The sequence below is a fragment of the Brevibacillus sp. NRRL NRS-603 genome (assembly GCF_003013445.1).
GTDB lineage: Bacteria > Bacillota > Bacilli > Brevibacillales > Brevibacillaceae > Brevibacillus > Brevibacillus formosus.
The window spans coordinates 38,358-54,573 of sequence record NZ_PXZN01000009.1; the positions used below are offsets into that span (position 1 = coordinate 38,358).

Sequence of the window (16,216 nt, forward strand, 5' to 3'; positions counted from 1 at the left end):
AAGTGCCCAGTGGAAAAACTCGTAATTGTGGCAATCGGCGGCAACTCATTGGTTAAGGATAAGGGTCGCAACACAATTCAAGACCAATATGAAGCCGTCTGTGAAACCGCAGCAAATATAGCAGATATGGTGCAAGAAGGTTACAACGTTGTCGTTACTCATGGCAACGGACCGCAGGTTGGATTTGCTTTGCAACGATGCGAAATCGCCAATGAAGTGTCCGGAATGCCTACGATTCCCCTGGTCAATTGCGTGGCGGATACGCAGGGGGGAATCGGCTACCAAATCCAGCAGGCACTCACCAACGAATTTGCCAAAAGAGGAATCAACAAAAAAGTGGCGAGCGTCATCACACAGGTGGAAGTCAGCAAGGATGATCCGAACTTCCAGAATCCAACGAAGCCAGTCGGCTCCTTCTTCACGCTTGAGCAAGCGGAAGAGATGCGCAAAGAGCATCCGGACTGGGTATTTATCGAGGATTCCGGTCGCGGCTACAGAAGAGTGGTTCCTTCTCCAAAGCCAATCGACATCGTGGAAAAAGACGCAATCAAATCGTTGATCGAAACGGGATATGTGGTAGTCGCTGTTGGCGGCGGTGGTATTCCGGTTGTGAAAACGGACGAAAATACGTACGATGGGATTGATGCTGTCATCGACAAGGATTTTGCCACCAGCTTGCTGGCAGAGCAAATCGATGCACAGACATTGATCATTACGACAGGTGTTCCGCAGGTGTGCATTAACTTCGGCAAGCCGAATCAAAAGGCGCTGGAGCGCATCACGGTAGAGGAAACGAAGCAATACGTTCGTGAGGAGCACTTCGCAAAAGGCAGCATGCTGCCAAAAATCGAGGCAAGCCTGAGCTTTTTGGAGAAAAACGGGTCAAGTGTGATCATTACGAACCCAGAGAGCTTAAAGGACGCGATTACGAACAAAGCAGGGACACACATCGTAAAATAAAAGCCTCTTGAGGGAGGATGCAAGTCTATGGATTACATGAAGCTGGCAGTGGAAAAAACGATGGAAGGCATGAACAACAAGCTCGGCGGGCCTTTTGGAGCGGCTGTCGTGAAAGGGGACGAAATCATCGCCGTATGCAGCAATCGCATGATAGCAGATATGGACCCGTCCCAGCACGCAGAGATGGTAGCCATTCGCGAAGCGTGCAAGACGCTGGGCACGATGAATCTGACAGGCTGCGAAATTTACGCGACATGCGAGCCTTGCCCGATGTGCGTGGGCGCTATCATTTGGTCTGGCATCAAGGTTGTTCATTACTGCTCAACTGCGGAGGATGCGCATGAGAACGGTTTTTCGGATAAGCATCTTCGCGACTATTTTTCCGGTAAGGATCAGAGCGTTTTGAACATGATCAAGGTCGAGAAGCGTGAGGACTGCGATCAGTTGTTTACCCACTTTCATCAACTGAACAGAGAGTAGTGGGTAACTGAATAGCAGAATAGAAACACGGATGTAAGGGCCTTATAAGGGCCCTTTTTCTCTTTGTTATACTTTCCGCATATGGTAAGGTTACTATTTTTTCCAAACACCGTCTTATTGTGTGAGCTTCAACGTCAAGAAAAGATGGGGGATACACGTATGACCTCGACCTCTCAAAGGCGTTATCCTGTACTGGCAAGTAGCGCACTCCTAATAGCCACACTGCTCCTGTCACCAGCCTCGGGCACAGTCATGGCAAATCAGACAGGGAACCAACAAGCAGCAGCTCACCTTCCGGAAAATCAGTTAAGCGAAAAGGCAAAACGAACGGAGCAAAAGCTGCAAATGCTCTTCCCAGCGCTCGATGACACATCAAGACATATTACCTTGGAAACGAAAGACCAGCCTGTGTACAAGATCCTTTATGAAAAAAATAATGAATTCTTTGCCATAGCCAATATCCATGCAGAAACAGGAAAACTGCTTACGTTTCATTGGGATGACAAGGACCTTGAAAATCCTGATGACAAGCTGGCCTATAAGAGCGCCGATACCTTCATGGAGGGGTGGATCGGTGAAATGCGTAGCCTGTACAAGGTAACGCGGGTTCCTGCAGGGGATGTCATCTATAGCCGCTATGTAAATGGCATCGAGGTAGTTGGCGATGAGTTTCGATTGTCAGTAAACAGTGCGGGACAGGTAACTTACGTTTCGGCAGGAGAAAACACGCTGACAAACATTAATCCTGCTGATTTCCTCCCCCCAGCCCAAGCGATGAAGAAAGATCAGCTCAGTCGCTTTATCCCACCTCAACTGCAACTCATGTACATCCTTGATGAAAATAAAACCGATCTCGTCTACAACACTGTAGGCTCCCATTATTTGGACGCAGTAACAGGAGCTGAGTTGATCCCTAATCGGCAATACATAACCTGGAGGTGGAAACCAATCTCCCTCACACCTGGTGGAAAGGTAGTAAAGGTGAAGAATGAGCAGGAGGCAACCCGGATTTATGAAAGCGAGTTTGGTATCAGCTTGAAGGGAAGTACCTTCAACGGCGTCAGAGACGAGAAGGAAAGAGTCTATGTTTCCCCTGATGAAAATGAGGTTTTGTTTACGAAGGATGGCGTTGTGATCGGTTTTATAAGCAATTCGAACGCCGAACCCCAAAAAGGGAAGCCAACATTGTCGGAAAAGCAGGCTCTTGAGAAAGCTGTTCAGTTCCTGCAACCATATCTCAAACAAGAAGAAAAGGAGTTCTACTACATGGTGAATCCTGATACACAGAATCCACATGAGTATGTAGTAGAGTTTGTGCCATCTGTTGAGGGACTTCCGCTGATATACGGCCGAAGCATTGATATTGGTGTGAATGGAGTCACGGGGAAAATCACCGACTACTATCAAAAGCTCCACCAAAATCCCGCCAAGCTCCCGGATAAGAGGAAGGCTGTCTCCATAGATGCAGCAGCCAAGGCCTTGTCAGAGAAACCCACTGAACTGCTATACATCTACCCATTTATTAATGGAAAGAGATTGGCCAAACCGGTTCTTGCCTATTGCATAGATGGTAACAATATCAATGCCCTGACAGGTAAGGTCGAAGAGTAGGACTCAAGGATGTTGTCATGCAGAAACTGGTATGTTAAAATCGTGCTGACAATTAACGATAGGAGATGAAGAGGATAATGTAATCATTCTTGCCACTTTTTTAAAGAATAAAGCAGAATTTTTCTTATTCTTTATTGGCAAGATCGTTACCTTATTCTTTTCACTCAGAAAATATATCCTTTTTATACCCTGCAATGGGTTGGATGTGTCGTATTTTTTGAGCTACAGGAAAGGTAACTTTCTTGTAGCTCTTTTTTTATTCTGACAAGAGATAAGCCTAAACCATTTCTAGGAGGATGAAAGCGATGGAGATTGAGGTTGTAGATGATTATGTGAACCGGTTCCAATTGTGTGAAGCGGTTCACAAACAAATAAATCGGTTGCCGGAGATTTACCTATTTATCGACAGATGCACGTAGTAATCTGTCTGCAAACGTATGCGCTTTTTCTATATAGATGAATAACGTGTCATAGCGCCCATTGACGGTTGCTTTATATGGTTTCTCCGGCAGTAAGGAGAAGACATGAAACTAACCTCGAAATATGAAACGATTCGGCGAATATTGTCCGAATGCAAGCAGCCCGAGTATCGGTATGCTCAGATTATGGACGCCATTTTCAAGCAAAACATCGGCGAATACGAACGGATGACCATACTACCCAAATTTTTGCGCGACGAGTTGAACCGGATACTTGGTCCGAACGTTTGCAGTATCGCTCCGGTAAAGGAACTCACGTCGAAACAGGTTAGCAAGGTGCTGTTTGCGATTCCGGGCGACGAACAGGTGGAGGCTGTACGACTTACTTATGAGCGGGGGTGGAAATCGTATTGTATTTCCACACAGTGCGGCTGCGGATTCGGGTGCAAGTTTTGTGCTACCGGAACGATTGGTTTGAAACGAAATCTGACCGCCGACGAAATTACCGACCAATTGCTGTACTTTCGCTTGAACGGCCACTCTTTGGACAGCATCTCATTCATGGGCATGGGGGAGGCGCTCGCCAATCCGCATATTTTTGATGCCATGACGATATTGACCGACCCTTCTCTCTTTGCTTTAGGACATCGACGAATTACGATTTCCACGATCGGCCTGTTGCCGGGGATCGAAAAGCTGACGCAGGAGTTTCCCCAGGTCAATCTAACCTTCTCGTTGCATTCGCCTTTCGACGATCAGCGAAGCGAGCTGATGCCGATCAACGACCGATTCCCAGTCCGCGACGTACTGATGGCATTGGATCGTCACATCCGGGAAACAGGGAGAAAGGTGTATATTGCTTATATTCTTCTTCGTGGAGTAAACGACTCGACAGCGCATGCGGAAGCAGTTGCCGAGTTGCTAAGGGGAAGGGGATCTTGGGAACATCTCTACCACGTTAACCTGATTCCCTTCAATTCGACCGAAGTTACGCCGGACAGCTATCGGCAATCTGATCCTTCTCGGATTAAAGCGTTTGTTCGGATCTTAAAGTCAAAGGGGATAAGCGTCACGGTCCGAACTCAATTCGGATCAGACATAAACGCGGCATGCGGGCAGTTATACCGTTCTGAATAATCGATGTCGTAAATTAAAATTTATTACGCCGGGCGCAAGCAGGTCTGCAACAGACCTCGATATACCCATTTCGTCAACAAACACTTTAGAATCTAAGTACAAAAGCGCCTCCATCCAGAAAGCCTTGGGGTTTACCTATGAAAAAGATCTATGAAAACACCTCTTTTTCATGAGGTGATTGGGCTATTTATGTGTCGATCTAGATGGAGGATAGTGGTATATTGGATCATAATGGAAGTGGTAAGTGATGGAGGGGGACATACCATGGAGAAACGCCGCGTATTGTTGCTCGGGGCTAGCGGCTACTTGGGAAGTCAAATCTATCAGGAGCTTTTGCGGGATAATGCCATTGATCTGATGGGTACATGCTTTTCTGCACAAGCTGTCCATCAATTGCTTCGGGTCGATGTGACTGACACCCCTTCTTTTTTAGCCATACTGCAAGAGTTTTCACCGAATGTTGTCATTTGGGCGTTGATGAGTGCAACAGATGAACGAGAGCTAATAGAAAAAGGCTTGGATGCTCTGCTTTCTCATTTGCCGGAAAAGAGCAAATTCATCTTCATCTCCACAGACGGTATTTTCGGAAGAGGAACGGGCTCTTATCGGGAACAAGATTATCCCGAGCCATTAGATGAGAGAAATCAGTTAGCTGCTTATTCGAATGCCAAAATACGAGGGGAAGCACGCATTCGTGAGCGGCATCCCAATCATGTTATCGTGCGAGTGGGCCCGATCTATGGTCGAAATGCGGTTGGGCAATGGGATAAACGCGTCGCTTCGATGTGTGCAGAGCTGGAAGCTGGCAGAGAAGTAAGCCGGTCAGGTAATTTGCACAAGACGTTTGTCCATGTGGAAGATGTGGGAAAGGCCATCCACGAATTGCTGCACGGCTCTTACCTTGGAACCCTTCATCTCGGTCCAGCAAAGAAAGAGAGTTATTATTCTTTTTACAAAGCGATGGCTCTGGCATTAGGGCTGAATGCTGATGGTGTAAAAGAAACCTTGTTAACAGAAGTGGAGGCACTGGAACGAGGGATTCCGTTGGATACTTCGTTGTGTACGAAAAAGGCGCATGAACTGCTACAGACCCGTTTTCGTCAGGCGGGATGGGAAAACGCAAATGAAAACGATAACGACAAAGGAGAGTAGAGAACAATGAAAACAATCGGATTAATTGGCGGCATGAGCTGGGAGTCCTCCTTGGTCTACTACCGTTTGATCAATGAAACCGTCAAGGAGCAGCTGGGCGGCTTGCATTCGGCAAAAAGTATCCTGTATTCTGTAGATTTTGCTGAGATCGAAGAAATGCAACGAGAAGGACGATGGGAAGAAGCCGGCGAGCGGATGGCGCTTGCGGCAAAAAGTCTGGAAGCGGCAGGAGCCGACCTGATCGTTCTTTGTACGAATACGATGCACAAGCTGGCCTATGCCATCGAGGAAGCGACCAGCCTGCCATTTCTGCATATCGCCGATGCGACAGCGCAAGCGATCGCGAACCATGGGCATAAACGAGTGGCACTGCTTGCGACGCGCTTTACGATGGAACAGGATTTCTATACAGGGCGTCTGCGTGATGTTCATGGATTAGAGGTACTGTTGCCGGATGAACAAGAGCGAACACTCGTCCATGACATCATTTACCACGAGCTGTGCGTCGGGATCATTCGCGAAGAATCCAAACGTACTTACCAGGCGATTATTGAGCGACTGGTCAAGGAAGGCGCTGAGGCAGTCATCCTCGGTTGCACGGAAATCGGTCTATTGATCACAGCCCAAGATTGCACGGTCCCGGTATTTGATACGACTGCGATTCATGCAAAAGCGGCTGTGGAGGCTGCTTTGCGGTAGATCAAAGCCCAAAAAATAAAGACTGAGTTCATCTCATTTGCTACTAGAATGGATGACTCAGTCTTTTTTTGTTTATGAAGCCAACAAATCACAACTAAAAACACATAAAAACAATCAATTTACGTTGCGTTCATATCCGCTTAATATTTTCCCAGTAAGATTGGTGTCGTAGGAACCAAGAAATGAACATTCCGCAAAGAGGAGAGGTTCTCATGAAGAAATGGCATTATCCTTTACTTGCTTCCGTTCTATCAATCGCGTTTTTAGCAGGATGTGGACAAGCACCAGGGTCACAACCAAACACACAAACTTCCACAAAGGAAAGTACAAACGCCTCCGGAGAGATTACAGTTTATACAGCGCTGGAGGATGACCAGATCAAAACGTATTTGGAATCCTTCAAAGCGAAATATCCAGATGTAAAGGTCAATATCGTCCGCGATTCTACAGGGATCATCACAGCAAAGCTGCTGGCGGAAAAAGACAATCCACAAGCAGACGTCGTATGGGGAACGGCAGCGACAAGCCTGCTTGTACTCGAACAGCAAGGCATGCTCGAAGGCTATTCGCCCAAAGGCATCGAGAAGGTATCCCCGGAGTTTAAGGATTCCAAGGAACCTGCAAGCTGGGTAGGAATCGATGCATGGGAGACTGCAATCGCGGTCAATACCAAGGAGCTGGAAAAACGCAATTTGCCCATCCCGCACTCTTATGAAGATCTGATCAAGCCGGAGTACAAAGGGCTGATCGTGATGCCAAATCCGGCGTCGTCAGGAACTGGGCTTCTCACCATCAACGGAATCATGCAACTGAAAGGGGAGAAAGAAGGCTGGGCGTACCTCGACAAGCTGCATGAAAATATGGCGATCTACACGCATTCCGGCTCGAAGCCAGCGAAAATGGCCGCATCGGGCGAATATCCAATCGGCATTTCCTTTGGCTACCGTTCGATTACCGAGAAGAAAAAAGGCGCACCCGTTGAAGTCGTCTTCCCAACAGAAGGCTCGGGTTGGGATGTAGAGGCGAATGCTTTGATCAAAAAGAGCGAGATCAAGCCAGAATCCAAGCTGTTCTTGGACTGGGCCATCTCGGATGAGGTCATGAAAGCCTATAACCAGAACTTCGCCATCGTCAGTGTCAAGCAAGAAGGCGCGACACTCCCGGAAGGCTACGCAGTAGATCCGATCAAGCAATTGATCAAGCTCGACCTGAATCAAGCCGCACAAAATCGTGACAACGTCTTGGCAGAGTGGGAAAAACGATACGCGACCAAGAGTGAACCCAAGTAAGCAGCGAGGAGAACAGCATGACACAATCCTATCTATCCATTCAAGGGGTCAGTAAACGCTTTGGTTTGTTTGCCGCATTGGAGCACATTTCCATCGAAATTGACAAGAATGAATTTGTTTGTCTGCTCGGTCCCAGTGGCTGCGGTAAAACGACATTACTGAGAATGCTGGCTGGATTGGAACAGCCGACGACAGGCAAAATGATCCTGGGAGACAGGGAGATTACTTCTCTGCCTCCCGCTAAACGAAACATTGCGATGATGTTCCAGTCATACGCATTGTTCCCTAATTTGACGGCTGCCGAAAACATTGCCTTTGGCCTGCAAGAAAAGAAGCTGGGGAAAAAAGAGATCGCAGCCAAAGTAGAAGAGGCGCTAGACATGGTTGATTTGTCTCATGCCGCCGCCAAATATCCTAGCCAGCTCTCAGGCGGTCAACAGCAGCGAATTGCCTTGGCGCGAGCGATTGCACTATCGCCGGATGTCTTGCTTTTAGATGAACCATTATCCGCATTGGATGCAAAGGTAAGACAAAAGCTGCGCCGGGAGATTCGGCGTTTGCATGAGCAGTATGGCATGACTACAGTGATGGTCACCCATGACCAGGATGAGGCATTGACCATGGCAGACAAGATCGTTGTAATGGATCACGGCGAGGTCGTTCAGGTAGGAACACCCGAGGAGATCTATAACAAACCAGCTAATCCGTTTGTTGCTGACTTTATCGGAGCGATCAACTTTTTTGAGTACAGTCGCTTCGAGAATGCCCAATCTGATCCGAATCGCTTACTTGCGATCAGACCGGAGCATGTGCGGCTTTTGCAGCAAGAATCCGAATGCGCGATACCTGCGACTATTTCCGAAATCGAATTTCGCGGTGCTTTTTACCGAATCTTTCTGGAGTGGCAAGAGGAAGGTCAGATAAAAAATGAGCTTCTGACAATCGATTTGATAGCGGCCGAGGCACAAAGGCTTGGAATTGCCCGAGGAAAAAAGGTGTGGCTGGAGTTTCCGCTGGAGAACTTGCTGACATTTGAGCATGCGCCAACCATAGAGGAACAGGAGTGAGCAGCATGAAGGAAATGACATCGATCTTCGATGGAAAAGCCATACAAAAGTGGCTCATCGGCCTTGTCGTTCTTGGATTGTCAGCGAGTGTTCTGTTGCCGCTTGGCCAGCTGTTTTCCAAAGCATTCTATAACAAGAACGGTCAGTTCATCGGCCTGGACAATTTCGTTACGTATTTTTCCACCCCAGCACTGGCAGGGTCGCTGAATAACACCTTGTATATTTCCGCGATGACGACGCTGATTGCAGTCACGCTCGCTTTTCTGTTCGCGTATGCCTTGACGCGCAGCGGGATTCGCGGAAAACGAGTCTTTCGGGCGATCGCGCTGCTGCCGCTGTTTGCGCCCACGATGATGCACGGAATCGCCCTGACCTACCTTTTTGGGAATCAAGGGCTGGTGACGACAGGGATCTTCGGGTTGCTTCCGTTTCAATGGGACATCGATCTGTACGGCCCAGTGGGGATTATTTTGGCGGAGATCGTCTATGTTTTCCCGCAAGCGTATTTGATTCTCGCTGTTTCCCTTGCGTTTGCCGACTATCAATTGTACGAAGCGGCGGATACGCTCGGGGCGAATCATTGGCGCAAGTTTTTTGTAGTGACGATTCCCAGTGTGAAATACGGTATCGTCAGCGCCTGCTTTGTCTGTTTTACTCTCTCGTTTACTGACTTCGGAGCACCAAAGGTTGTCGGCGGACAGTTTTCTGTACTGGCGACAGACGTCTACAAGCAGGTCATCGGTCAGCAAAATATGACGATGGGAGCAACGGTTGGGCTGCTGTTGATCATTCCCGCTCTGGTGGCGTTTGTCGTGGACCGGATTGTTGAGCGAAAGCAGCACGCGGCTGTAACAGCGAAGTCCAAACCGTATCGAATCAAGGAAAATCGTTTGCGCGACTTGTTTTACTTCATTCTGTGTGTGAGCGTCAGCGGCTTTTTGCTGCTCCTCATGGCTGCGGTGGTACTGGCTTCTTTCATCAAAGTATGGCCGTACAATCTGACACTCGGCTTGGATCATTACGACTTTTCCAACGTAGCAGGTGAAGGGATCGAGCCACTGTGGAACAGTATTCTCGTCGCCTTGCTGACGGCAGTGATCGGGACGGCTGTCACATTTATTACGGCCTACACCATTGAAAAGTCCCAAGTGTGGAAGGGGCTTCGCCAAGCTGGATACTTCCTGTCGATTCTACCGCTGGCATTGCCGGGGATGGTCATTGGACTAGCCTACATTTTCTTCTTCAATAATCCGTCGAATCCATTTCACGGCATGTACGGAACGATCTGGATTTTGATTTTGGCGAACGTCATTCATTTTTTCGCAGTCGGCTTTATTACAGCAACGAGTGCGCTGAAAAAGCTCGATCCCGAGTTCGAGCAAGCGGCAGAGTCCATGGGGGTCTCGCAGACAAAGCTATTGTGGCGCGTCACGATTCCCGTCTGTATGCCGGCGATTGTCGAGATGGCGGTGTACTTTTTCATCAACTCGATGGTGACGATCTCGGCGGTTGTTTTTCTGTACGCAGCGGATTTCAAGTTGGCATCTGTCTCTATCGTCAACATGGATGACGCAGGGGATGTGGCTCCGGCAGCAGCGATGTCGGTATTGATCGTCTTCCTCAACATCATCGCACGTGCTGGCGCAGAATGGATCGCATCCAAACTTCGCAAACGGACAACAGGGTCCTACCAAGAGAAAGGTCAGGTGGCATAAAGCATGAAAGCAGTAGTATTTGATTGGGCAGGAACGATGGTAGATTACGGATGTTTCGCTCCTTTAGCTGTCTTTTTACAGGTGTTCAAAAAACGGGGGATCGAGCTGACAGCAGCAGAAGCTCGTGAACCGATGGGAATGCTTAAGCGCGATCATATCCAGGCCCTTTGCAAAATGGAGCGGGTAGCAGCGCTATGGCAAGAGCGTTACGGTCGACTTCCGAACGAAGCGGATGTGGACGAATTGTACGCCGACTTCGAACCAATGCTGATGGCGACGCTGCACGAGTACGCCACTCCTGTTCCAGGAGCAATTGAATTGGTAGGACGACTGCGTGAGCAAGGAATCAAAATCGGCTCGACCACAGGCTACACAAGGGAAATGATGGATGTTGTAGCAGCATCGGCTAAACAACAGGGCTACGAGCCGGACGCACTGGTCACCCCGAGTGAAGTGCCTGCTGGACGCCCATATCCATGGATGTGCTATCAAAATGCGATCCTGCTGGACGTATATCCAATGAACGAGATGGTCAAGGTCGGTGATACGACGAGCGATATGAGAGAAGGCAGAAACGCCGGGATGTGGACGGTTGGTGTTCTGAAGGGTGGAAGCGAGCTCGGTCTGTCCTTGGGGGAAGTGACGAGCATGTCACAGGAAGAGCTGGATAAAAGGCTGGCTATCGCAACGGAGCGACTGATGGCGGCGGGTGCGCACTACGTGATCGAGGAGATCGGATGCTTGGATGAGGTGCTGAAAAAGATCGAGAAGCGTCATGCAGAAGGAGAGAGACCATGAATCAGACAAGACCAACCGATAATCCGTACTTGTTGCTCACACCCGGACCATTGACCACTTCCTCAACCGTCCGCGAGGCAATGCTGCGGGACTGGTGCACATGGGATCGTGATTACAATGAACTGGTACAGGCAATCCGCCAAAAGCTCGTCCGATTGGCAACCTCGCAGGTAGAGGATTATACGAGCGTTTTGATACAAGGCAGCGGGACCTTTTGTGTGGAAGCGGTGGTGGGCAGTGCGATTCCCGCAGACGGCAAGCTGCTCGTCCTGACGAATGGCGCATACGGGGATCGGATCGTGAAAATGGCACAAGTCTATGGAATTGCAACGGAGGTCATTGATTTTGGCGAAGTGACAAAAGCCGATGCAGAGGTATTGGAGCAGAGACTAGCGGCGGATGCAACCATTACGCATGTGGCTGTTGTGCATTCGGAAACGACTACGGGCATGCTCAATCCCATCAAAGAAATCGGAGAAGTCGCCAAGAAATACGGAAAAGTCTATATCGTAGATGCAATGAGCAGCTTCGGTGGCATTCCAATGGATGCAGCAGAGCTGTCGATCGACTTCCTGATCTCCAGTGCGAACAAATGCATCCAAGGAGTGCCTGGCTTCGGCTTTGTCATCGCCAAAACGTCTGCGCTCATCAAATGCAAAGGGCTTGCCCGTACGTTGTCCCTCGATTTATACAGCCAGTGGAAGACGATGGAGGAGCAAAATGGAAAGTGGCGCTATACTTCTCCGACTCATGTCGTGCGAGCCTTTTATCAAGCACTGATAGAGCTTGAGGCAGAGGGCGGAGTGGAAAAACGTTACGAGCGTTACCAGCGCAATCAGCAGCTACTCGCTGAAGGCATGGAGCGTATCGGTTTTCGTATCCTGTTGCCAAAAGAATCGCAATCGCCCTTCATCACCTCCTTTTACTATCCCGAAAGCGAGGCATTCACCTTCGCACAGCTGTATGAGCGGCTAAAGCAAGCAGGCTTCGTCATCTATCCGGGCAAAATCTCGCAAGCGGACACATTCCGAATTGGCAATATCGGAGAGGTTTACCCAGAGGATATCGAGAGATTAATCGCTGCAATAGAAAACAATCGTTTCTGGCTGGAGTAAATAACAGGAGGCTATCGTGATGAAAGTGTTTTGCTTGGGTGGAGCGGGAAATATTTGTCGGGAAGCTGTGCTTGATCTCGTGATGCATTCGGATTTTGAGCAGATCACGATCGGTGATTTTAATGAAGAAGAAGGTCGCAAGGTAGTCGAGTGGCTGAACGATCCACGCGTAGATTTTGTTCCGGTAAATGTACGCGATCATGCGGATACGGTCCAAAAAATGCGCGGTTATGACATCGTTATGGACGGAACCACGATCACACTGAACGGCCTGTCTACTGCTGCGATTGCGGAGGCTGGCTGCCATGGCATCAATTTGAACGGTTTTGGAGAAGAAAATGCATCAGATGCGATCTTCCGCGACCATGGGAAGACCTGTCTGCCAGGCTTTGGCATGACGCCTGGATTGACCCAAATGATGGCGATGCATGCAGCGAACCAGCTCGATGAAGTCGACGAGGTTCGCGTCAGCCACGGCTCCTTTCGCCCGATTGCCTTTTCCAAATCGATCACAGAGACGACGACCTATGAGTATGATCCAGACTTGCCAGGGCGTGTCGTCTATGAAAATGGCTCGTTCATTCAAGTTCCGCCATTTGCTCGCCCACGCGAAATAAAGCTTCCCGAGCCGTATGGAAAAACAATTCAGTACATCATTCCTCATGCAGAAACGAAGACGCTGGCACAGGCTTTGTCTCCAAAAGGGGTAAAGCTGATCGAGGTGCGGGGAACATGGCCGAAGCAAAACATGGAGCTGGTCAAAGCCCTCTATGATTATGGCTTTTTGCGGAACGATCCGATCACGGTAGGGGAAACAAAGGTGGGAATCCTTGATTGTATCTCCCAATACCTCTACAATTCTAGGGAGGGAAAAGAGACGGATTTATACGGGTATTCGCTTCATGTCGAGGTAACAGGTACCAAGGACGGCCGCAAAGTAGGACACATCCTGTACCATACACATCCGGCATCTGACGGCTCTGTTGCTGACTGGGCAGGGCTGCGCGCCTATACCCGCAACGTAGGAATCCCGCTGGCAATTGCGACTGAGCAGATCGCAAAAGGAAACGTAAAAGCTACTGGCGTCATAACACCAGAAGAGGCATTTGATCCGGCTGTGATTTTTCACGAGCTGGCAAAACGTCAGATTTACATCCATGGAGAGAAGATCGAATTGACGTAAAGTACGATATAGGGGGACATTCGGCGTGTCTTTGTTCGGGGAAGAGCGTAAGCAAATCATTTTGCAGTTGATCAATTCCAATGGCAAGGTGCGGACCAATGAGCTGGTCGAAAAGCTGCAAGTCTCGTCTGAGTCGATCCGCAGGTACTTGGAAGAGCTGGAAGCGGAGAAAAAGCTGAAGCGCGTTTATGGCGGGGCAGTAAAGCTGACAGTGGAGCGCTCTGAGCCCTCTCATATTACCCGTGAAGTCTTGCGAGCGGAAGAAAAGAAACGGATTGGACGGTTGGCAGCAGACTTGGTGCAAGACAGCGATACCATTGTCATCGATGAAGGGACAACGCCTTTGAAAATGATCAGCTTTCTCGTGACGAAAAAAGATTTGACGATCCTCACTAGCTCGATCACGGCGCTGAATCGATTAATCGAGTACCAAAACAATGGAATGCTTGCGGCAGACATCTACTTCCTGGGGGGAAAGGTTAGCGCCAAGCATCATCGGGTAAGCGGGACCTATGCAGAGAAGATGATGAAACAATTTTATGTGGACAAGGCGTTTATCGCGGCTGACGGCATCTTGCTCCATAAAGGCTTGACTTGCTATGAGCCGGATCGAACGGAACTCGCCCGTTGTTTTATCGAAAATGCCAATGAAAGCATTGTGCTAGCGGACCACTCCAAGATTGGGGTCAGCACATTGTGCAAGATCGCAGACTTGGGAGAGGTCGATATCATCATCAGCGATACGCCAGCACCAGCAGAATGGAATAAAGGACTCCAAGCAAAAAACGTAGCATGGATGGTAGCCGAGGAGTAGGAGTAAGCAGGCCAGCGATTCCCCACGACAGGGAAGCTGGCCTGTTTGCTTCAGGTAGAATGGCGCAGCAAAAGTGGCAGCATATGCAGCAATCTCTCTCTGGTAAGGGCAGCGCCGCAATTCCATTTTTCCGCTTCTACAAAATAGACATAGCCGTTTTGAACGGCAGGCAGACTGTGCCACCTCTCACTTTGCAGTAGTGCGGCAGTAGCTTGACTCGATTCGGGGTCTTCAGACAGCAGCATAAAGATCCGATCACCTGCGTACAGGTGGATGTCCTCCTCTTGAATTTCGATAAAACCGTAGCCTGCTTGCAGTACTTCTTGCATTTTATCCACAGGAGAAAAACCGTTTGGATGGTAGATGGCAGAAGAAAGTCCTGAAGTGCCCATTACGAACAGACGACCTCCATGCTCATGGATAAAGACGGAGGCAGTCTCACCCGGCACAAGCTCGGAGCGGAGCTGATTCCACATAGTCGTAGCATTCGTGTTGTATTTCCGGAGCCATTCCCGCGCCTCGTTCTTTTTCCCCAGCCAATCTCCGAGTGTATGCAATCGTTCCTCCAGCGAAGCAAATGAATTAAATGTGAGCGTTGGGGCAATCCGGCTCATCTGCTTGTAATTATCTTCTTCTGCGTTCGCGAAAATGATCAGATCTGGCTTCATTGTCGTCAAATGATCATAGTCAACGGGAAAGGCGATATCCTGCACGTGTCTTACTCTGTCTCGATAGATTGTTCGTTCCATCCAGGTAAAATTTCCGCCGATGATATTTTCCACATGGAGCGCGAGCAAATCATTAAACGTCTCGCCAATATAAATAATGCGTTGTGGCTGAAGGGGGATCTCTACCTCATGCCCTGTCCAGTCCTGCACGAGCTCCATGCGTTGAGTCAGCCTGGAATATTCCCTCGGCGTGTAACCGGTCGTCTTTCGAAAGCGACGGTTGAAATAATACTCGTCTGAGAAGCCGACCTGCGAGGCGATGTCCCGCAATGAATCGTTCGAGCTTTTCAGGAGCTTTTTCGCATGATGAATACGCAGCGCTGTCAAATACTCCAAAGGCTTTTTACCCGTCAGCTGGCGAAAGAGCAGTGTGTACTGCCACGCGGGCACATTGGCCAGTTGTGCCAACTGCTTGACCGTCATGTTCTCTTGATAATTTTGCTGGATATAACGAATGCTGTTCTCGACTTCGTTGCTATTGCTAGGGATAAGGTCAAGAGATAAATTTTGCTCCAGCAAAAATCCGAGCAGCTGCTGGAACCGCAATTGCTGCCAAAAGCTGTGCATTTCGGAGGAAGGGGAACTGCCCAAGAGCACCGCGTCACATAAGCGAAAGAGCTGGGCAGGGGGGTGAGCGGACAGCTCGATACGGCCATCAAGCAGTGCATATGGGTACGGGAAGGGCTTATTGTCTGTATCGAACTGGATGACGGTAAACGAGATTTGGAAGCAATCAATCACGCTGTCGTACAGGGATTCGATAGTAAAAGGAGTAGACGGTGAAAGCAAAAAACACTTTCCTGCCAAAAGTGAAATCTTTTGATTGTGAGCATGGAGGCTGCCATAACCTTTTGTGAAGAAGAGCAGGGTATGGAAGGGAGTGGCTGAAGGACTAGCCGTCCGCTCTGCCTTACACAACTGAAAATGAAGGGAACCGAGCGGGGGATGAGGTGGTATAGAGTGAAGCATCGGTTTTGCCCTCCTTTTTTGAGAATCATTATCAATTATTCTATCATTCGAATACAAAAGAAAGAAGCTTTTCAATCATT

Annotated in this window: 14 protein-coding genes; 13 read left to right on the forward strand and 1 reads right to left on the reverse strand. The window is 49.0% G+C overall.

Features of this window, described 5'->3' with window-relative positions:
- Nucleotides 1–9 precede the first annotated feature (9 nt).
- The 13 genes from arcC (at nucleotide 10) to C7R94_RS04990 (ending at nucleotide 14,439) form a co-directional block, all read left to right on the forward strand.
- Nucleotides 10–960: a carbamate kinase gene (gene arcC, locus C7R94_RS04930; protein WP_106778717.1), complete on the forward strand. Its 951-nt coding sequence runs from the start codon at nucleotides 10–12 to the stop codon at nucleotides 958–960.
- A gap of 27 nt (nucleotides 961–987) precedes the next feature.
- Complete coding sequence (locus C7R94_RS04935; RefSeq protein WP_047071410.1) at nucleotides 988–1,440, forward strand: nucleoside deaminase; 453 nt, start codon at nucleotides 988–990, stop codon at nucleotides 1,438–1,440.
- Nucleotides 1,441–1,599: 159 nt separating this feature from the next.
- A complete protein-coding gene (locus C7R94_RS04940) occupies nucleotides 1,600–3,051 on the forward strand; it encodes a YcdB/YcdC domain-containing protein (RefSeq protein WP_106778718.1) in 1,452 nt (483 codons plus the stop codon).
- A gap of 524 nt (nucleotides 3,052–3,575) precedes the next feature.
- Nucleotides 3,576–4,607, forward strand: a complete 1,032-nt coding sequence (locus C7R94_RS04945; protein WP_106778719.1) for a Cfr family 23S rRNA (adenine(2503)-C(8))-methyltransferase — start codon at nucleotides 3,576–3,578, stop codon at nucleotides 4,605–4,607.
- Between the two features lie 264 nt (nucleotides 4,608–4,871).
- Nucleotides 4,872–5,759: a sugar nucleotide-binding protein gene (locus C7R94_RS04950; protein WP_047071415.1), complete on the forward strand. Its 888-nt coding sequence runs from the start codon at nucleotides 4,872–4,874 to the stop codon at nucleotides 5,757–5,759.
- A gap of 6 nt (nucleotides 5,760–5,765) precedes the next feature.
- The gene (locus tag C7R94_RS04955) at nucleotides 5,766–6,458 is read left to right on the forward strand and encodes an aspartate/glutamate racemase family protein (protein WP_047071416.1); all 693 of its coding nucleotides are present in this window, start codon (nucleotides 5,766–5,768) and stop codon (nucleotides 6,456–6,458) included.
- 212 nt (nucleotides 6,459–6,670) lie between these two features.
- Nucleotides 6,671–7,747 (forward strand): putative 2-aminoethylphosphonate ABC transporter substrate-binding protein, encoded by a 1,077-nt coding sequence (locus C7R94_RS04960; protein WP_106778720.1) that lies wholly within the window; start codon nucleotides 6,671–6,673, stop codon nucleotides 7,745–7,747.
- 17 nt (nucleotides 7,748–7,764) lie between these two features.
- Nucleotides 7,765–8,814 (forward strand): putative 2-aminoethylphosphonate ABC transporter ATP-binding protein, encoded by a 1,050-nt coding sequence (locus C7R94_RS04965; RefSeq protein WP_047071420.1) that lies wholly within the window; start codon nucleotides 7,765–7,767, stop codon nucleotides 8,812–8,814.
- Between the two features lie 5 nt (nucleotides 8,815–8,819).
- On the forward strand, nucleotides 8,820–10,529 hold the full coding sequence (locus C7R94_RS04970) for a putative 2-aminoethylphosphonate ABC transporter permease subunit (RefSeq protein ID WP_106778721.1): 1,710 nt from the start codon (nucleotides 8,820–8,822) through the stop codon (nucleotides 10,527–10,529).
- Between the two features lie 3 nt (nucleotides 10,530–10,532).
- Entirely contained in the window at nucleotides 10,533–11,327 is a 795-nt protein-coding gene (gene phnX, locus C7R94_RS04975; RefSeq protein ID WP_106778722.1) for a phosphonoacetaldehyde hydrolase, read from the forward strand.
- Entirely contained in the window at nucleotides 11,324–12,442 is a 1,119-nt protein-coding gene (phnW, locus tag C7R94_RS04980) for a 2-aminoethylphosphonate--pyruvate transaminase (protein ID WP_106778723.1), read from the forward strand. Before phnX ends, phnW begins: the two co-directional genes overlap by 4 nt.
- A gap of 19 nt (nucleotides 12,443–12,461) precedes the next feature.
- Nucleotides 12,462–13,625 (forward strand): saccharopine dehydrogenase family protein, encoded by a 1,164-nt coding sequence (locus C7R94_RS04985; RefSeq protein ID WP_106778724.1) that lies wholly within the window; start codon nucleotides 12,462–12,464, stop codon nucleotides 13,623–13,625.
- 25 nt (nucleotides 13,626–13,650) lie between these two features.
- Nucleotides 13,651–14,439, forward strand: coding sequence for a DeoR/GlpR family DNA-binding transcription regulator (locus C7R94_RS04990; protein ID WP_106778725.1), 789 nt, complete (start codon nucleotides 13,651–13,653; stop codon nucleotides 14,437–14,439).
- 50 nt (nucleotides 14,440–14,489) lie between these two features.
- On the opposite strand, the gene C7R94_RS04995 is transcribed toward C7R94_RS04990, so the two are convergent.
- A complete protein-coding gene (locus tag C7R94_RS04995) occupies nucleotides 14,490–16,136 on the reverse strand; it encodes an AraC family transcriptional regulator (RefSeq protein WP_106778726.1) in 1,647 nt (548 codons plus the stop codon).
- Between the last annotated feature and the right edge of the window lie 80 nt (nucleotides 16,137–16,216).

Excerpts from the sequence above, each read along its gene's own strand:
- phnW (WP_106778723.1), top strand. The coding sequence starts at position 11,324 with ATGAATCAGACAAGACCAACCGATAATCCGTACTTGTTGCTCACACCC.
- C7R94_RS04985 (WP_106778724.1), top strand. The coding sequence starts at position 12,462 with ATGAAAGTGTTTTGCTTGGGTGGAGCGGGAAATATTTGTCGGGAAGCT.
- C7R94_RS04970 (WP_106778721.1), top strand. The coding sequence starts at position 8,820 with ATGAAGGAAATGACATCGATCTTCGATGGAAAAGCCATACAAAAGTGG.
- C7R94_RS04945 (WP_106778719.1), top strand. The coding sequence starts at position 3,576 with ATGAAACTAACCTCGAAATATGAAACGATTCGGCGAATATTGTCCGAA.
- C7R94_RS04965 (WP_047071420.1), top strand. The coding sequence starts at position 7,765 with ATGACACAATCCTATCTATCCATTCAAGGGGTCAGTAAACGCTTTGGT.
- phnX (WP_106778722.1), top strand. The coding sequence starts at position 10,533 with ATGAAAGCAGTAGTATTTGATTGGGCAGGAACGATGGTAGATTACGGA.
- C7R94_RS04995 (WP_106778726.1), bottom strand. The coding sequence starts at position 16,136 with ATGCTTCACTCTATACCACCTCATCCCCCGCTCGGTTCCCTTCATTTT.
- C7R94_RS04960 (WP_106778720.1), top strand. The coding sequence starts at position 6,671 with ATGAAGAAATGGCATTATCCTTTACTTGCTTCCGTTCTATCAATCGCG.
- C7R94_RS04950 (WP_047071415.1), top strand. The coding sequence starts at position 4,872 with ATGGAGAAACGCCGCGTATTGTTGCTCGGGGCTAGCGGCTACTTGGGA.
- C7R94_RS04955 (WP_047071416.1), top strand. The coding sequence starts at position 5,766 with ATGAAAACAATCGGATTAATTGGCGGCATGAGCTGGGAGTCCTCCTTG.
- C7R94_RS04935 (WP_047071410.1), top strand. The coding sequence starts at position 988 with ATGGATTACATGAAGCTGGCAGTGGAAAAAACGATGGAAGGCATGAAC.
- C7R94_RS04940 (WP_106778718.1), top strand. The coding sequence starts at position 1,600 with ATGACCTCGACCTCTCAAAGGCGTTATCCTGTACTGGCAAGTAGCGCA.